This window comes from Thiothrix eikelboomii (assembly GCF_900167255.1).
In the GTDB taxonomy this organism is placed as follows: domain Bacteria; phylum Pseudomonadota; class Gammaproteobacteria; order Thiotrichales; family Thiotrichaceae; genus Thiolinea; species Thiolinea eikelboomii.
Map to the genome: position 1 here is coordinate 23,341 of NZ_FUYB01000008.1, position 14,698 is coordinate 38,038.

Annotated in this window: 15 protein-coding genes; 6 read left to right on the plus strand and 9 right to left on the minus strand. The window is 45.9% G+C overall.

The features are described from left to right. Nucleotides 1-7: 7 nt before the first annotated feature. The 8 genes from B5D50_RS09805 to B5D50_RS09840 form a co-directional block, all read right to left on the minus strand. Nucleotides 8-937 (minus strand): electron transfer flavoprotein subunit alpha/FixB family protein, encoded by a 930-nt coding sequence (locus B5D50_RS09805; RefSeq protein ID WP_078922432.1) that lies wholly within the window; start codon nucleotides 935-937, stop codon nucleotides 8-10. 17 nt (nucleotides 938-954) lie between these two features. Beyond that, complete coding sequence (locus B5D50_RS09810) at nucleotides 955-1,707, minus strand: electron transfer flavoprotein subunit beta/FixA family protein (RefSeq protein ID WP_078922433.1); 753 nt, start codon at nucleotides 1,705-1,707, stop codon at nucleotides 955-957. Between the two features lie 168 nt (nucleotides 1,708-1,875). Continuing rightward, complete coding sequence (locus B5D50_RS09815) at nucleotides 1,876-3,507, minus strand: acyl-CoA synthetase (RefSeq protein WP_078922434.1); 1,632 nt, start codon at nucleotides 3,505-3,507, stop codon at nucleotides 1,876-1,878. Nucleotides 3,508-3,529: 22 nt separating this feature from the next. Then, a complete protein-coding gene (locus B5D50_RS09820) occupies nucleotides 3,530-4,462 on the minus strand; it encodes a branched-chain amino acid ABC transporter permease (protein WP_078922435.1) in 933 nt (310 codons plus the stop codon). Between the two features lie 3 nt (nucleotides 4,463-4,465). Further along, the gene (locus B5D50_RS09825) at nucleotides 4,466-5,353 is read right to left on the minus strand and encodes a branched-chain amino acid ABC transporter permease (RefSeq protein ID WP_078922436.1); all 888 of its coding nucleotides are present in this window, start codon (nucleotides 5,351-5,353) and stop codon (nucleotides 4,466-4,468) included. A 76-nt stretch (nucleotides 5,354-5,429) separates the two neighbouring features. Then, nucleotides 5,430-6,632: an ABC transporter substrate-binding protein gene (locus tag B5D50_RS09830; protein WP_234975846.1), complete on the minus strand. Its 1,203-nt coding sequence runs from the start codon at nucleotides 6,630-6,632 to the stop codon at nucleotides 5,430-5,432. A 29-nt stretch (nucleotides 6,633-6,661) separates the two neighbouring features. After that, the gene (locus B5D50_RS09835) at nucleotides 6,662-7,375 is read right to left on the minus strand and encodes an ABC transporter ATP-binding protein (RefSeq protein ID WP_078922438.1); all 714 of its coding nucleotides are present in this window, start codon (nucleotides 7,373-7,375) and stop codon (nucleotides 6,662-6,664) included. Then, a complete protein-coding gene (locus B5D50_RS09840; protein WP_078922439.1) occupies nucleotides 7,372-8,142 on the minus strand; it encodes an ABC transporter ATP-binding protein in 771 nt (256 codons plus the stop codon). Before B5D50_RS09840 ends, B5D50_RS09835 begins: the two co-directional genes overlap by 4 nt. Nucleotides 8,143-8,330: 188 nt before the next feature. Between B5D50_RS09840 and B5D50_RS09845 the strand changes: the two genes are divergently transcribed. The 6 genes from B5D50_RS09845 to B5D50_RS09870 all read left to right on the plus strand — a co-directional run bounded on the left by B5D50_RS09845 (nucleotide 8,331) and on the right by B5D50_RS09870 (nucleotide 14,147). Next, nucleotides 8,331-10,820, plus strand: coding sequence for a cache domain-containing protein (locus B5D50_RS09845; protein WP_078922440.1), 2,490 nt, complete (start codon nucleotides 8,331-8,333; stop codon nucleotides 10,818-10,820). Continuing rightward, on the plus strand, nucleotides 10,789-11,505 hold the full coding sequence (locus tag B5D50_RS09850; RefSeq protein ID WP_078922441.1) for a response regulator transcription factor: 717 nt from the start codon (nucleotides 10,789-10,791) through the stop codon (nucleotides 11,503-11,505). Before B5D50_RS09845 ends, B5D50_RS09850 begins: the two co-directional genes overlap by 32 nt. 158 nt (nucleotides 11,506-11,663) lie before the next feature. Further along, nucleotides 11,664-11,921, plus strand: a complete 258-nt coding sequence (locus B5D50_RS09855) for a BufA1 family periplasmic bufferin-type metallophore (RefSeq protein ID WP_078922442.1) — start codon at nucleotides 11,664-11,666, stop codon at nucleotides 11,919-11,921. Nucleotides 11,922-12,021: 100 nt separating this feature from the next. Then, a complete protein-coding gene (gene bufB / locus B5D50_RS09860) occupies nucleotides 12,022-12,846 on the plus strand; it encodes an MNIO family bufferin maturase (protein WP_078922443.1) in 825 nt (274 codons plus the stop codon). Further along, entirely contained in the window at nucleotides 12,833-13,612 is a 780-nt protein-coding gene (locus B5D50_RS09865; RefSeq protein WP_078922444.1) for an HvfC/BufC family peptide modification chaperone, read from the plus strand. The genes bufB and B5D50_RS09865 overlap by 14 nt, the downstream gene beginning before the upstream one ends. Nucleotides 13,613-13,724: 112 nt before the next feature. Further along, nucleotides 13,725-14,147: a DoxX family protein gene (locus tag B5D50_RS09870; protein WP_143594321.1), complete on the plus strand. Its 423-nt coding sequence runs from the start codon at nucleotides 13,725-13,727 to the stop codon at nucleotides 14,145-14,147. Between the two features lie 89 nt (nucleotides 14,148-14,236). On the opposite strand, the gene B5D50_RS09875 is transcribed toward B5D50_RS09870, so the two are convergent. Further along, nucleotides 14,237-14,689, minus strand: a complete 453-nt coding sequence (locus B5D50_RS09875; RefSeq protein WP_078922445.1) for a flavodoxin family protein — start codon at nucleotides 14,687-14,689, stop codon at nucleotides 14,237-14,239. Nucleotides 14,690-14,698: the final 9 nt, after the last annotated feature.

Sequence of the window (14,698 nt, forward strand, 5' to 3'; positions counted from 1 at the left end):
ACCTAAACTAGAGCTTACTAGTCATTTCGGGCACAGCAGCAAATAAATCTGCTACTAAACCGTAATCGGCTACTTGGAAAATCGGTGCTTCTGGATCTTTATTGATCGCCACGATCACTTTCGAATCCTTCATACCTGCTAAGTGTTGGATCGCACCGGAGATACCCACAGCAATATACATCTCTGGGGCAACTACCTTACCTGTTTGACCGACTTGCAGATCATTCGGTACAAAGCCAGCATCCACCGCTGCACGGCTAGCACCCACCGCTGCATTTAATTGATCGGCTAGCGCGTAGATAATTTTGAAATTATCCGCAGAACCCACACCTCGCCCACCCGAGACAACAATCTTGGCAGAAGTTAATTCTGGGCGATCTGATTTTGCGATTTCCTCACCAATAAATTGAGTTTTATCCGCCGTAAACACGGAGTCAATCGCTTCAATCGTGGCACTGCCTCCCGTGGCGGGTGCAGCGTCAAAAGCGGTAATCCGCACTGACATGACTTTAATTTTGTCGCTGCTTTGCACCGTCGCAATGGCATTGCCTGCATAGATAGGACGCTTGAAAGTATCAGCACTCACCACAGCCATCATATCGGTGAGTTGATTCACATCCAGTAAAGCAGCCACCCGAGGCATTAGGTCTTTACCCGCTGGTGTCGCAGGCGCTAATAAATGGGTATACGCAGGGGCTAAAGCAGCCACTAATTGTGCAGTATTTTCGGCTAATTGATGCTCATAGGCGGCATTATCCGCCACCCGCACTTTAGATACCCCCGTGACCGCAGCAGCAGCTTGAGCAACGGCTTGACAATTCGCACCGACCACTAAGACCTCAATATCGCCACCAATTTTGCTCGCTGCAGTAATCGCATTGAGTGTGGAGGCTTTTAAATTCTGGTTATCGTGTTCGGCAATGACTAAATTACTCATTCTGTGTCTCCTCCCAATTAAATGACTTTAGCTTTGTTTTTCAGAGCATCAATCAGCGCATCCACGCTCTCGACCTTAATCCCTGCACTGCGCTCAGCCGGTGCATCCACCCGAACGAGAGTAATAGTATTAGCGACCGGCACACCCAGTTCAGCCGGAGTCGTCACCGCTAACGGTTTTTTCTTAGCTTTCATAATGTCAGGAAGTTTGACATAGCGTGGTTCATTCAAACGTAAATCCGTAGTGACTACCGCAGGCAGACTTAATTTTAGCGTTTGTAAACCACCGTCAATTTCTCGAGTGACCGTGGCCGTATCGCCCTCCACCACGATTTTAGAAGCAAAGGTAGCCTGTGGATAACCACAGAGCGCAGCGAGCATTTGCCCGGTTTGATTATTATCAGAGTCAATCGCCTGCTTACCTAAAAGTATCAAGCCGGGCTGCTCATCTTGCACGACTTTTGCCAACAGCTTAGCCACACTTAAAGAATTTAACTCAGCATCGCCGGTCTCAATAAAAATACCGCGATCAGCGCCCATCGCTAGCGCTGTGCGAATTTGATCTTGCGCCGCTTTAACACCCATCGAAACAACCACAATCTCGGTAGCTTTGCCCGCTTCGCGCAACCGTAATGCCTCCTCTACCGCGATTTCACAGAATGGATTCAATGACATTTTTACATTTGTCAGATCGACATTACTGTTGTCCGCTTTGACACGTACCTTGACGCTGTAATCAATGACGCGCTTGACTGCTACCAATATCTTCATCTTTGCTAACCTTTAAATTGAATTAAGCTTCAAAGTGAACTGACGAAGCGATTAGCCTTGATGCTAGCTCTCTCATTCTGACATCAAGGCTAAGGCATGACTCTTTAACGCTTTGGTGATCTTCATTTGGAGATCTTCCTTTAGAGACATTGCCTTTGGAGAAAAAATTTAGTTAGCTTCATCAGCCCATTGTCTGAGGATAAACTTTTGTACCTTGCCCGTCGAGGTGCGCGGTAAATCCACAAAGATAACTTTCTTTGGAGTTTTGAACCGTGCCATATTTTCACGACAGTAATCAATCACTTCTTGCTCGGTCATTTCAGCTCCACTCACCAGCTTAATGAAGGCACAAGGTACTTCTCCCCACTTTTCATCGTGTTTAGCCACTACAGCTACATCTTGAATCTTGGGATGCTTATACAAAACATCCTCCACTTCAATAGAAGAAATATTTTCACCACCCGAAATAATAATATCTTTCGAGCGATCCTTGATTTCTATATAACCATCCGCATGCCATACGGCCAAATCACCGGAATGAAACCAGCCGCCTGCAAAAGATTCTTCAGTCGTTGGGGGATTCTTCAAATACCCTTTCATCACGATATTACCGCGCATGAAAATCTCACCCATTGACTGCCCATCTTGTGGCACAGGTTCCAATGTATCGGGATTAGCCACCATCAAGCCTTCTTGCATCGGTGCACGTACCCCTTGGCGAGCTTTCAAGCGGGCTTTATCTGCAACTGAACGATCATCCCATTCGTCATTCCATTCCGAGACGACACAAGGACCATAGGTTTCAGTTAAGCCATACACATGAATCACCTGAAAACCCATTTCCTCCATACTTTGAATCACTGCAGCGGGTGGAGGCGCACCAGCGGTCATAACTTTAACCGTCTGTTCAATCCCTGCCTTTTGCTCAGCTGGTAAGCCACTGATCATACTCAACACAATCGGTGCACCACAAAAATGATCTACTTTCTCTTGCTTAATCAGCTCAATAATTTTATCTGCCCGCACATGGCGTAAACAAACATTCACACCTGTCACTGCCGCGACGGTCCACGGGAAGCACCAGCCATTGCAATGGAACATGGGCAGCGTCCATAAATAAACTGCGCGGCTTGGCATTTCCCACGACAAAGCATTACTCACTGCATTGAGATAAGCGCCTCGATGATGGTAAACCACGCCTTTCGGATTCCCTGTTGTGCCTGAGGTGTAATTCAGGGTAATCGCATCCCATTCATTCTTTGGGCCTTGCCAAGCGAAATGAGGATCACCCAAGGCGAGTAGATTTTCATAGGTCATTGAACCCAGCAACTCACCGCCGACAAAGGAAGGATCATCAATATCAATGACTAACGGAGGATGAGCGACTAATTTGAGTGCCTCTTTCACAATCGGCGACATTTCACGTTCAGTGATTAAAATCTTAGCCTCGCCATGCTCAAGAATAAAAGCGACTGCAGATGCATCGAGGCGAGTATTAATCGAATTGAGCACTGCTCCAGTCATCGGCACACCAAAATGTGCTTCAAAATGCTCCGGTAGATTCGGGCAGATAATCGCTACCGTATCCCCAACCCCAATACCTTGTTGGCTCAAGGCACTCGCCAATTGCCGACAACGCTGATAAGTCTCGGCCCAAGTACGACGCACTGCACCATGCACCACAGCCGTTTTATTAGGATGTACCGAAGCTGCACGCTCAAGGAAAGTCAAAGGGCTCAAAGGCTCGTAGTTAGCAGCCACTTGATCTAGACCTTGCTCATAGATATTCCGATCAGACATCGCTCACACTCCTCCAGTCCGATTAAAAATTATTCTTTACGAATTTATTAAACTCACCAACGATACCATTTCTAAAGGCTAAGACACAGATAATGAAAATTAACCCCATAATGATATGGATATAAGTACCTAATTCCCCGCCTGAAAAAAAGTTTTCAATCCCCACCACCACCGCTGCACCCACTAAAGGACCAAAGATCGTCCCCATGCCACCGACTAAAGTCATCAGCACCACCTCACCGGACATCTGCCAATGTGCATCGGTTAACGACTCTAGTTGGAACACCAAAGCTTTAGTCGAACCAGCCAAGCCCGATAAAGCCGCTGACAGGACAAAAGCCATTAACTTATACTGACGCACCGAGTAGCCAAGAGAAATCGCTCGTGGTTCATTTTCCCGAATGGCTTTTAATACCTGTCCAAAAGGGGAATGCACGCTACGATAAATCAACCAAAAACCCAATAAGAACACTGCTAGCACGAAATAATACATGGATAAATTATTATTCAAATCAATAAAGCCAAATAGTTTCCCTCGAGGAATACCTTGCAAACCATTTTCACCCTCAGTAAACGGTGCTTGCAGGAAAAAGAAAAACAATAGCTGCGATAACGCTAAAGTTACCATTGCGAAATAGATACCTTCGCGCTTTACTGATAAACTACCGAATAAATAACCTAAAACTGCTGAAGCTAACGTACCGCATAAGATACCCAGTTCAGGTGTTAGATCTGCATTCGACATCAAATAACCTGTCACATAGCCACCGGTTGCTAAAAAAGCAGCATGGCCAAACGATAACATACCGACAAAACCCAACATTAAATTAAAGGCTGCTGCAAATAGACCAAAGCATAAAACCTTCATTAAAAATACCGGATAAACTCCAAAAGGAATGACTAAAGCCAAGGCAATGAGAATAATATTGAATTTATTCGATTTAATGAATTCCATCACTTATACTTCCTTACCGAATAGGCCAGCAGGCTTAATTAATAACACGACCACCATCACCATAAAAATAATGGTATTTGAGGCCTCAGGGTAAAAGTACTTAGTTAAGCCCTCAATCACTCCCATACTAATACCGGTAATAATCGCCCCACCAATCGAACCCATGCCACCAATAACCACAATGGCGAAAACGACAATTAATAAATTAGCGCCCATATCGGGGCTAACGGAATAAATCGGTGCAGCTAAAACACCCGCTAGACCTGCTAAAGCCACACCAAAACCGAAGGTTAAAGTCACCATCAAAGGCACATTAATCCCGAAGGCTTGTAATAAACGCGCATTCTCCGTGCCTGCTCGCAAATAAGCACCTAATTTAGTTTTCTCAATTGCCCACCAAGTCCCAAAACAGACTAAGAGCGAAACCACAATAATCCAGCCGCGATAAATCGGCAGATACATAAAACCTAAATTAGCCACACCCTGTAAAAACTCAGGAATCGAATACGGCTTACCCGATGAACCAAATACATGACTAAATACACCTTGTAGCACCAGTGCAACCCCAAAGGTCAGCAGCAAGCTGTACAAATGATCTTCATGTGCAATCGGACGAATTAAAAAGCGCTCAATCAAAATACCGAATAAACCGACAACCAGCGGAACTATCAGTAAAGCCCAGCCATAGCTCAGCCCCCAATACTCTAAGCCCAGCCACGCCAAAAAGGCACCGATCATATACAGTGCACCTTGGGCAAAATTGATAATCCGTAATAGACCGAAAATAATCGCTAGCCCTAAGCTGAGCAGTGCATAAAATGAGCCGTTAATCAGCCCAACCAGCAATTGCCCAAACAAAGCGACCGGATTGATACCAAGAATTGTATCCATAAACACTACTCTGCTGATGGTATAAACCCTAGCCGCTCAGGAGGAGAACTTAGCGACTAGGGCTATACGTTAGGGATTACTTTTTGCTGAAATCACAAGCAGCGTCCATCGGCAGATAGACCTCATTACCCGCTAAGGTTTGCTCTAGGGCAAAAATGTCATCGTCATTGGCACGCTCATCGGCTTTTTTCACACGAACCTGATACATGTCATGCACCATACGTCCGTCTGCACGCAGTTCAGCATTACGTGCAAAGAAATCATCCGGCTTAGTGGCTTTCATTTTTGCCATCACCGCATCACCGTCATCCGTACCCGCTTCTTTCACTGCATTCAGATAATGCAAGGTGGCAGAGTAAGCGCCAGCCTGACCCATCGTTGGAGTCTTACCGAATTTTTCTTTGAAACGCTGCGACCATTCTTTGGTTTTATCATCCATTTCACTGAAGAAACCGGTGGTCAAGCGCATATCGGCAATCAGCGCCGGATCAAGGGCTTGCACATCCGAGGAGAACACCAACAAACCCACCATCGTCGCTTGCTTATTTAACCCAAATTCGCTAGCACCTTTGAGTGAATTCACAAAGTCTTTGCCCGCATTGGCCAAAGCCACCGCATCCGCCCCTGAAGATTGAGCCTGTAAAATATAAGAAGAATAATCGGTTGTACCTAAGGGGACTTTCACACTACCAACAACTTCCCCTCCATTCTTCTCAATGACTCCGGCGGATACTTTTTCTAAAGCATGACCGAACTCATAATCGGCGGTGATAAAAAACCATTTCTTTTTGCCCGCTGCCACCAATGGTTTTACCGTACCATTCGCTAAAGCAACCACGTCATAGGCCCAGTGAGCGTTATAGGGTGAACATTGCTTAGTCGTGAAGGCGGGGCTACCTGCTGTAGAAATTAACAAGGGTTTTTTCGCTTCATTCGCCACTTTAGCGGCTGCTAAACCTACGGAGGAAGCAACAATCCCGCCAATCGCATCGACTTTATCCTTATCCAGCCACTCACGCACCACTGCCGAGCCTACATCGGGCTTGTTCTGATCATCCGCTGAAACCACTTCAATCGGCTTATCTAAGACCTTGCCACCAAAATCAGCAATCGCCATTTCCACCGCAGCTACACAACCTTTACCGCAGACATCTGCATAAGTGCCTCCCATATCAGCGAGTACACCGATTTTTACCTTATCGTCTGAAATACCTTCAGCTTGTACCTGCGTTAGGGCTAAACCGAGGGCAACGGCTGTTGCTAATACCAACTTGTTCATACTCATCCTCTTTTTCAAAAAATTCGTTATCAAACCCCAAGCAGGGTATTGAGCAATTCCGTTTTAGCGCTCAACTCTGCCTGTTGAACTTCTTCCACAATCCGGCCGTGCTCCATCACGTAATGCCGATCTGCAATCGGGGCAGCAAAATGGAAATTTTGCTCAACCAACAGAATCGTTAAGTTTTTACGTTTGAGCTGTATCAAGACCTCGCCGAGCTTTTTCACAATCACCGGCGCTAAGCCCTCGGTGATCTCGTCGAGTAATAAAATATTGGCGCCCGTGCGCAGAATCCGTGCTAAGGCCAACATTTGCTGTTCGCCCCCTGATAAGCGCGTCCCTTGGCTGGTACGGCGCTCATACAGATTCGGAAACATTTGATAGATCTCGTCTAAACTCATGCCATCACTGCGCACCGCAGGAGGTAAGAGCAGATTCTCTTCGACGTTCAGGCTAGAAAAAATCCCGCGTTCTTCAGGACAAAAACCGATCCCTAAATGAGCAATTCGGTGGGCGGCTAACCCCATTGTTTCCGTACCATTGATATTGATACTGCCACTGCGCCGCCCCACCATATTCATAATCGCTTTCAATGTCGTCGAGCGCCCAGAGCCATTGCGCCCGAGGAGAGTGACCAATTCACCTTGATTCACATGCAGGTCAATACCATGCAAAATATGCGATTCGCCATAAAAAGCATGCAAATCACTAACCCGTAATTTTTCATTACCTTGAGCTTTCATGCGGCCACCTCCTCATCAGCGGCTACCCCCAGATAAGCCTCTTTGACCCGTGGATCAGCGGAAACGGTGGCATAATCACCCTCTGTTAACACAGCTCCACGTTGCAAAACCGTAATCCGATCTGCGAGCTGTGAGACCACATGCAGATTGTGCTCCACCATCAAAATAGTGCGCTCTGCAGACACTTTTTTAATTAAAGCGGCGACAACAGCGACATCTTCATGCCCCATACCTTGGGTCGGCTCATCTAAGAGCAGCATTTCGGGGTCAAGGGCTAAAGTGGTAGCAAGTTCTAAAGCCCGTTTACGCCCATAAGGCAGATCTAAGGTAGTCGCTTGAGCAAAATCCAATAAACCGACATCGGCTAATAAGGCTTCAGCCCGAGGGTTTAAGCGTTCTAGAACCTTGTCGGACTTCCAAAACTGAAAGCTATTACCTTCCTTGCGTTGGAGAGCAATGCGCACATTTTCTAAGACGGTGAGCCGAGGGAAGACAGCAGAGATTTGAAACGAGCGTACTAAACCCAACTGAGCAATTGCGGACGCTTCCAGGGCCGTAATATCTTGACCCTTAAACAGAATTTGCCCTGAGCTAGGGGTCAGATACTTAGTGAGTAGATTAAAAACTGTGGTTTTGCCTGCACCATTAGGGCCAATCAGGGCATGAATCTGCCCGCGCTGAATTTTTAAATTCACGTTATCAACGGCAGTGAAACCCTTAAACCCCTTGGTCAGGTTTCGAGTTTCTAGAATAATTTGCTCGCTCACGCTATGGATCCTCCAATCACTTGCGAGCGCATACTAGCCCCCTATCTTTGCGACAATATTGCAAGAATGTAACGAATTGTTGCGCAGCAAAAATACACTAAAAAGCTTAAATTTCTTCAACTTAGCACTAGGCGCGGGCTTGTTTTTGCTTGTACTGTTAACTGTCTAGCTTAATGAGGAAACCGCGCATGTATCGCCTTAAACCTTTAAACTCGCGGTTATCGAGGCAATTCTTTTTGCTGTTGTTGAGCATCCTGCTGGCTACTTTTGTGTTCATTTATCTGTATTCAGTGCCACTGATTAAGCAGACTGTGTTTGAGATTGAGCGCAATGCCAGTCGTACCGCCTTAAATAATGTATTTGAACTGGCAAATCGCATGTATGCGAACGTCGAAGATTATCGAAACCAAACCCTGAAATCCCAGCAGCAACAACTAAAAGTCGCCGTTTCGATCACTGAATCCTATTTAAGTGCAGTTTTGCAAGCAGCTGAGCCACAAGCTCAACCCCGCGAATTAGCCTTAGCCTCTGCGTATGAATTGATTCGCCACTTCAACTACAGAAACCAAGACTATATTTGGATCGCTGATCATCAAGGCAAACTGCTTTCTCATCCTGACCCTCGGTTTCATGGCAAAAATATGCACGAGCTAGTGGATGAAACTGGGCATTCGATTGTCACTCACTTAGTCCAATCGGCGATACGTGATGGTGAAGGTTTCTATGAATATCAATGGCAACGCCCAACCGAAGCTCAAGCTTTAGATAAATACTCCTATGTTAAAAACTACCCTGAATGGGGTTTGGTGATTGGTGCTGGTGTTTTTTTGGATGATCTGGAAAAAGAAATTCAACAGCGGAAAGAGCGTGCTATCAGTGAATTACGCAAAGCCTTACAGGAAATTAAAGTCGCTAAAACAGGTTATTTATTTATCTTCGATGCGCATAACCAAATGTTAATTCATCCTAATGCTAATATTGATCAAACCGATATTGCTGAACTAATTAAGCCACTCAGTCAGAACAAAATTGTAGCTGATCTAAAGCGAGTGGCAGATACGGGTAGTGAACTCCATTATTTATGGGATAAGCCTAATGAACCGGGTAATTATGTGTATGAAAAGCTATCTTTAGTCAGGCATTTGCAAGGCTTTGATTGGTATATTTGTTCATCAGTGTATTTAGATGAACTGAGTAGTAGCTCAGAAAAACTCAGTAGCCGGATTCTTAGCTTAGCGATCATCACTTTATTAGCCGCCTTAGGTTTAGCCTATTTCTTTGTAAATCGTATTACCCAGCCCTTAGAGCAATTAGCACAGACGGCGCGGCGAGTCAGTTCAGGCGATTTATCTGCCAAAAGTGGTATTCAATCAGCCGATGAAGTCGGCGTACTTGCAGAAAGCTTTGATGGGATGGTTGAGCGCTTAAAAAATAATATCAATACCCTAGATACGCAAGTGAAACAGCGTACTGAAGAATTACTAGCCACTAATGCCCGCGCCCAACGCATGAGTGCAGTTGGCCAATTGGCGGGGGGCTTAGCACATGATTTTAATAATTTACTTTCAATTATTTTGGGGAATTTATTATTAGCCCGTGATCGTTATTTAGGTGCAGAGGATTTAGAGGAGTTACTTAATCCTGCGATTCGTGCTTCAAAGCGAGGGGCTGAGATTACGCATCGCTTACTTTCTTTTGCATGCCGCCAATCCTTACAAACTGAAACGATTGCTATTGAACAGCGTATTCGTGAAACGGTAGAACTATTACGTGGCTCACTACCTGAGTCGATTCGGTTAACCTATCAAGCCAATTCGCCGCAAACTTATATTCGAGTCGATCTGAGTTTATTAGAAAATGCTTTAGTGAATTTAGCGCTCAATGCCCGTGATGCCATGCCACAAGGTGGCAACTTGCATTTTAGCACGTCCATACTGCGTGTCACCCAAGCCACCCTATTAGCATTGGATGAACCCGTCAAAAGCGGTGATTATGTCGTCATTGCTATCAGCGATACGGGTTCAGGTTTTAGTGAGGATGCTTATCAGCGTGCCTATGAACCGTTTTATACCACCAAACAAAACCCGACTAACTCTGGCCTAGGCTTAAGTATGGTCTATGGTTTTGTCAAACAATCACAGGGCTATATTCATATTCAAAGCAGTCCTCAGGGTTCAGAAATCCGTTTACTACTACCCACAGCTAGCCCTGAAACCTCAACGCCTAGTTTGCCTCAAGCACCGATTAATTCAGCAGAAATCCGCCAACAACTGGCCGGCCAATTACTCTTAGTTGTAGATGATAACGCCGATGTACGGGCCGTGATTCGTAGCCAATTACTCGGCTTAGGTGTACATGTATTAGAGGCCGCCGATGCTGAAGAAGCGCTCCAACTGATTCAAACCCTACCTAATCTCGATGGTTTAATTTCTGATTTGATGTTGCCCGGCCATCGAGATGGCAAATATATCGCCGCACAATTGTATCAGCGCCGACCTCAGAGCCTGATCTTACTGATTAGTGGCTACTCACCAGAAATTGACCCTGAAGACCGCCAGAGCTTAGACTTCCCCTTACTGCGCAAGCCCTTTGATCAAGAGACTTTAGCCCTTGCGCTCTGGCGTGCAGCCAAAGGAGGAGAAGCCCATGAAAACCGGAAAACTGGTGTATGTGATTGATGATGAAGCTGATATTTGTAAGCTAGTGGCGAATGAACTCGCCCGCTATGGGCATCAAACCCAAACCTTTCGCACCGGGGCACAAGCGCTTTACGCCTTAAAACAACAATCACCGGATATTTGCATCATTGATTTAGGTTTGCCGGATATGGATGGTCTCAACCTAGTCAAACAGCTGATGAATAATAATAGTATGGGCATTATTATTCTCTCGGGTCGTAATAGTCTGACAGATAAAGTATTAGGTCTAGAGCTAGGGGCTGATGATTATATTAGCAAGCCTTTCGACCCCCGCGAATTAGTCGCACGCACCAACAGTATTCTGCGCCGCCTTGACAAAATGGCAGCCGTTTTACACGAAGCGCCCCAAGCACAACAGGCTAGCTTCGAGCATTGGACTTTTCAGGTCAGTACTTTAACGCTGGCTCATGAACAAGGGCATTGTGAAGTATTGAGCGCCGCTGAAGCGGGGTTATTAATGACCTTACTGCGTGCACCTCGCCAAATTCTTTCCCGCGAGCAACTCATGCAAGAACGCGACACCGCGTTTGATCGCTGTATTGATGTCCGAATGTCACGGATTCGTAAGAAACTAGAAGCAGACCCCAAGCATCCACGGATTATCAAAACCGTTTACGGCATTGGCTATATGTTAACCACCGAGGTAGTTTGGCACAGCCGTTAAGCCTGTACTGAGCTTGATTGCTGTCTTTAGCAAAAAATTTTAAATTCGCTGCATCCAAGCTAAACTCGCCTGCGTATATAACAATGTTACCAGTACACCGAGCAAAACGCTTAGATCCGACCTAAACTCATTTTTTCAACACTAAGAGGGTACACACCATGCAAAACAAACAAATCATCACCGCTGCTTTAATGGCAATTGGCTTAAGTGCAGCTTTAAGTGTGGCAACAGCTGAAGATAAAAAGCCAGAAACCGAAAAATGTGCAGGCATTGTCAAAGCCGGCATGAATGATTGTGGCGCGAATGGTCACGCTTGTGCCGGTAAAGCAGCCAAGGATAGCGATCCCGGTGAGTGGATCACTTTACCGAAGGGAACTTGCGAGAAAATCGCGGGCGGCACTGTCGTTAAGGGCTAAGCACTCAAGCTTTCTCCATATTGCGAGGTAAGTAATCGGTGCTTATCTCGCTTTTTTTCTGCATACTTGCCTTTATCTTTTTCTAATTGCCCAAATTGCTATGACTCCAAACCCTATTCTTGGTTGTGGCATTGGCTTACGCTTTCAGCATATTGACCAAATTCTTGCTGAAAAGCCGCCGATTCCTTGGCTAGAAATCCTTGCTGATAATTATCTAACGCCCGGTAGTGTACAGCAGGATTACGCACTGGAAATTGCTGAATACTACCCTGTGACTTTACATGGTGTTGGCATGTCATTGGGTGCCAGTGATCCCTTCAATGAGACCTATTTTCAGCGCTTAAAAGCGTTAGCTGATCGGATCCAACCCGCTTGGATTTCTGATCATTTATGTTGGACTTCCGCCCACGGCTGGGTGTCTCATGATCTTTTGCCCTTGCCTTATACTGAAGCAACCATTAAGCATGTCGTGCAACGTATTCGTGAAGCTCAAGATCGTTTGGAGCGGCGCTTAGTCATCGAAAATGTATCTAGTTACTTGCAATATCAGCAATCCAGCTTAACTGAATGGGAATTTATCACCGCAGTGGCAGAAGAGGCCGACTGCAAGATTCTCTTGGATGTGAATAATATTTATGTCAGCGCGTTTAATCACGATTTTGACCCTTGTAAATATCTAGACTCAATTCCCATCGAGCGGGTTCAGCAATTTCATTTAGCGGGCTATGAAGATAAAGGCACTCATTTATTAGACACACATGGGGCTAAAGTGAGCGACCCCGTTTGGGGTCTATACGCATTGGCGCTGAAACGCTTCGGTGCACTACCAACTTTAATTGAATGGGATAATCAGATTCCGAGCCTAGAAGAGCTGCTAGCAGAAACCCACAAAGCGATGGAGACACAAATCTATGCCTTTGCTTGAGCTTCAACAGCGCTTGATTAGTGCTATTTTTCAACGCGATCAATTAGCAGCGGCAGCTAACTTAGTCAAAACTCAAGGTCGCTTAAACAGTGAACAGCGGGTTGGTATTTATCGCAATAGCGCCCACGGCATTCTGCTGGATTATTTAGAGTCACTCTATCCAGTGAGCCTCGAACTCGTGGGCACTGAGTTTTTTGGGCGGGCAGCACATAACTTTATTGATCAAGCCCCACCCACCAGCCCATTTTTAGCGGAGTATGGCGTGGGCTTTGCAGAACATTTAGCCCAACTCCCCGCTTTACAAGAGCTCATGTGGATCGTAGAAGTCACTCAGCTCGAATGGGCAAGACATGCCGCGTGGCATACGGTGAATCAAGCCAGCAGTGACTTTACTCAATTAGAAACTTTGAGTGCACAGGAGCAAGCTGAATTACGTTTTCAACTCCCGCATTCAGCTCAGCTTTTAAGCTCTACAGCCCCGATCCACTCGATTTGGCTAGCTCATCAAACCGAGCCTTATGCAGATAAACTCAGTTTTGAAGAAATCGACCTGCAAACTGCAGAACAAGTACTCATCTTCCGGGAGCATCGCCACCTGCATCAAATTAGCTTGAATCATGATGATGCGGCGTTTCTCAAGGCGGTGCAAAATCAAGCGACCATGAATGAGTTGGCTGAGCAATTCGCTGAACAATTACCTTGGTTGTTCAGCATTGCATTGCAGAACGCTTGGCTGACTGGATTTACGACTACTCAGCCCGTTTAGGCTGGCTGAGTCTAGATAAGGCTTCACCAGCACGACCTACAAAAAAAATAAATAAGCATGCTACCCTCAAAGAGGACTCACAAAAAATTTTCACCACTCAAGGAGTTAGTGTATGGACATCACCACTACAGTGAATCGTTTTCAACCTTATGTGCTGGGTTTGTTACGGATTGTCGTCGGCTATTTATTTGTTATTCATGGAACGACGAAATTGTTTCAGATCCCTGCTATCGAAATGTTCGCCAATGTGCCGATTGGATCTATCTTTTGGATTGCGGGTTTACTGGAATTGGTGTTAGGAATCTTACTGATCTTGGGCTTATTCACACGACTGGCAGCGTTTTTAGCTTCAGGTGAAATGGCCTTTGCTTATTTTATCGGACATGTTTCCCAAGCACCTTCCACCGTATTCATGCCCATTTTGAATAGTGGTGAATTAGCAGTGACTTGGTGCTTTGTGTTTTTGTATCTAGCTGTTGCCGGTGCAGGTGCTTTTGCCTTAGATCATAGATTGGCAGCTCGCAAAGTTCATTAAGCCAATACTTGAAGCACTGGCAGCAGTATTGGCAGCATTTGCTTCAATCCAGCCTCATGACCAAGATGGGCGGCTCAGCCCATCTTGCCTCAGAAAACCCCCAATAATACCCCTTCTGCTATTGCCTCACCCAAGTCCTCGCAAGTCTGCAAAAATTCCGGTTTAAATTCACCTTGCAATACGATTGGTTCTTGCACCAACCGCCAGCGTAAACCTGCCAGAATCCGCTCCACGCTATGCACCGCACCCGTACCATCTGTGCCTGCGCGCACATACAAAACCACCGGCAAGCCTTGGGTATGTTCTAGACAGGGGTAATAAATACGCTCAAAAAAATCTTTCAAAGCGCCACTCATATAACCAAAATTTGCCGTTGTCCCCAAAATAATCGCGCTGGCATTGAAGACATGCTCAGCCGTCGCTTCAAACGGGCTGAGTTCGATGAGGGCAAGCTCAGTACGCTTAGCCCCGGTCACGACGGCTTGGCGTAATTGCAGGGTATTGGCTGAGGGTGTATTTGCGATAATCAGTAAAGGTTGCATGCCAGTTAG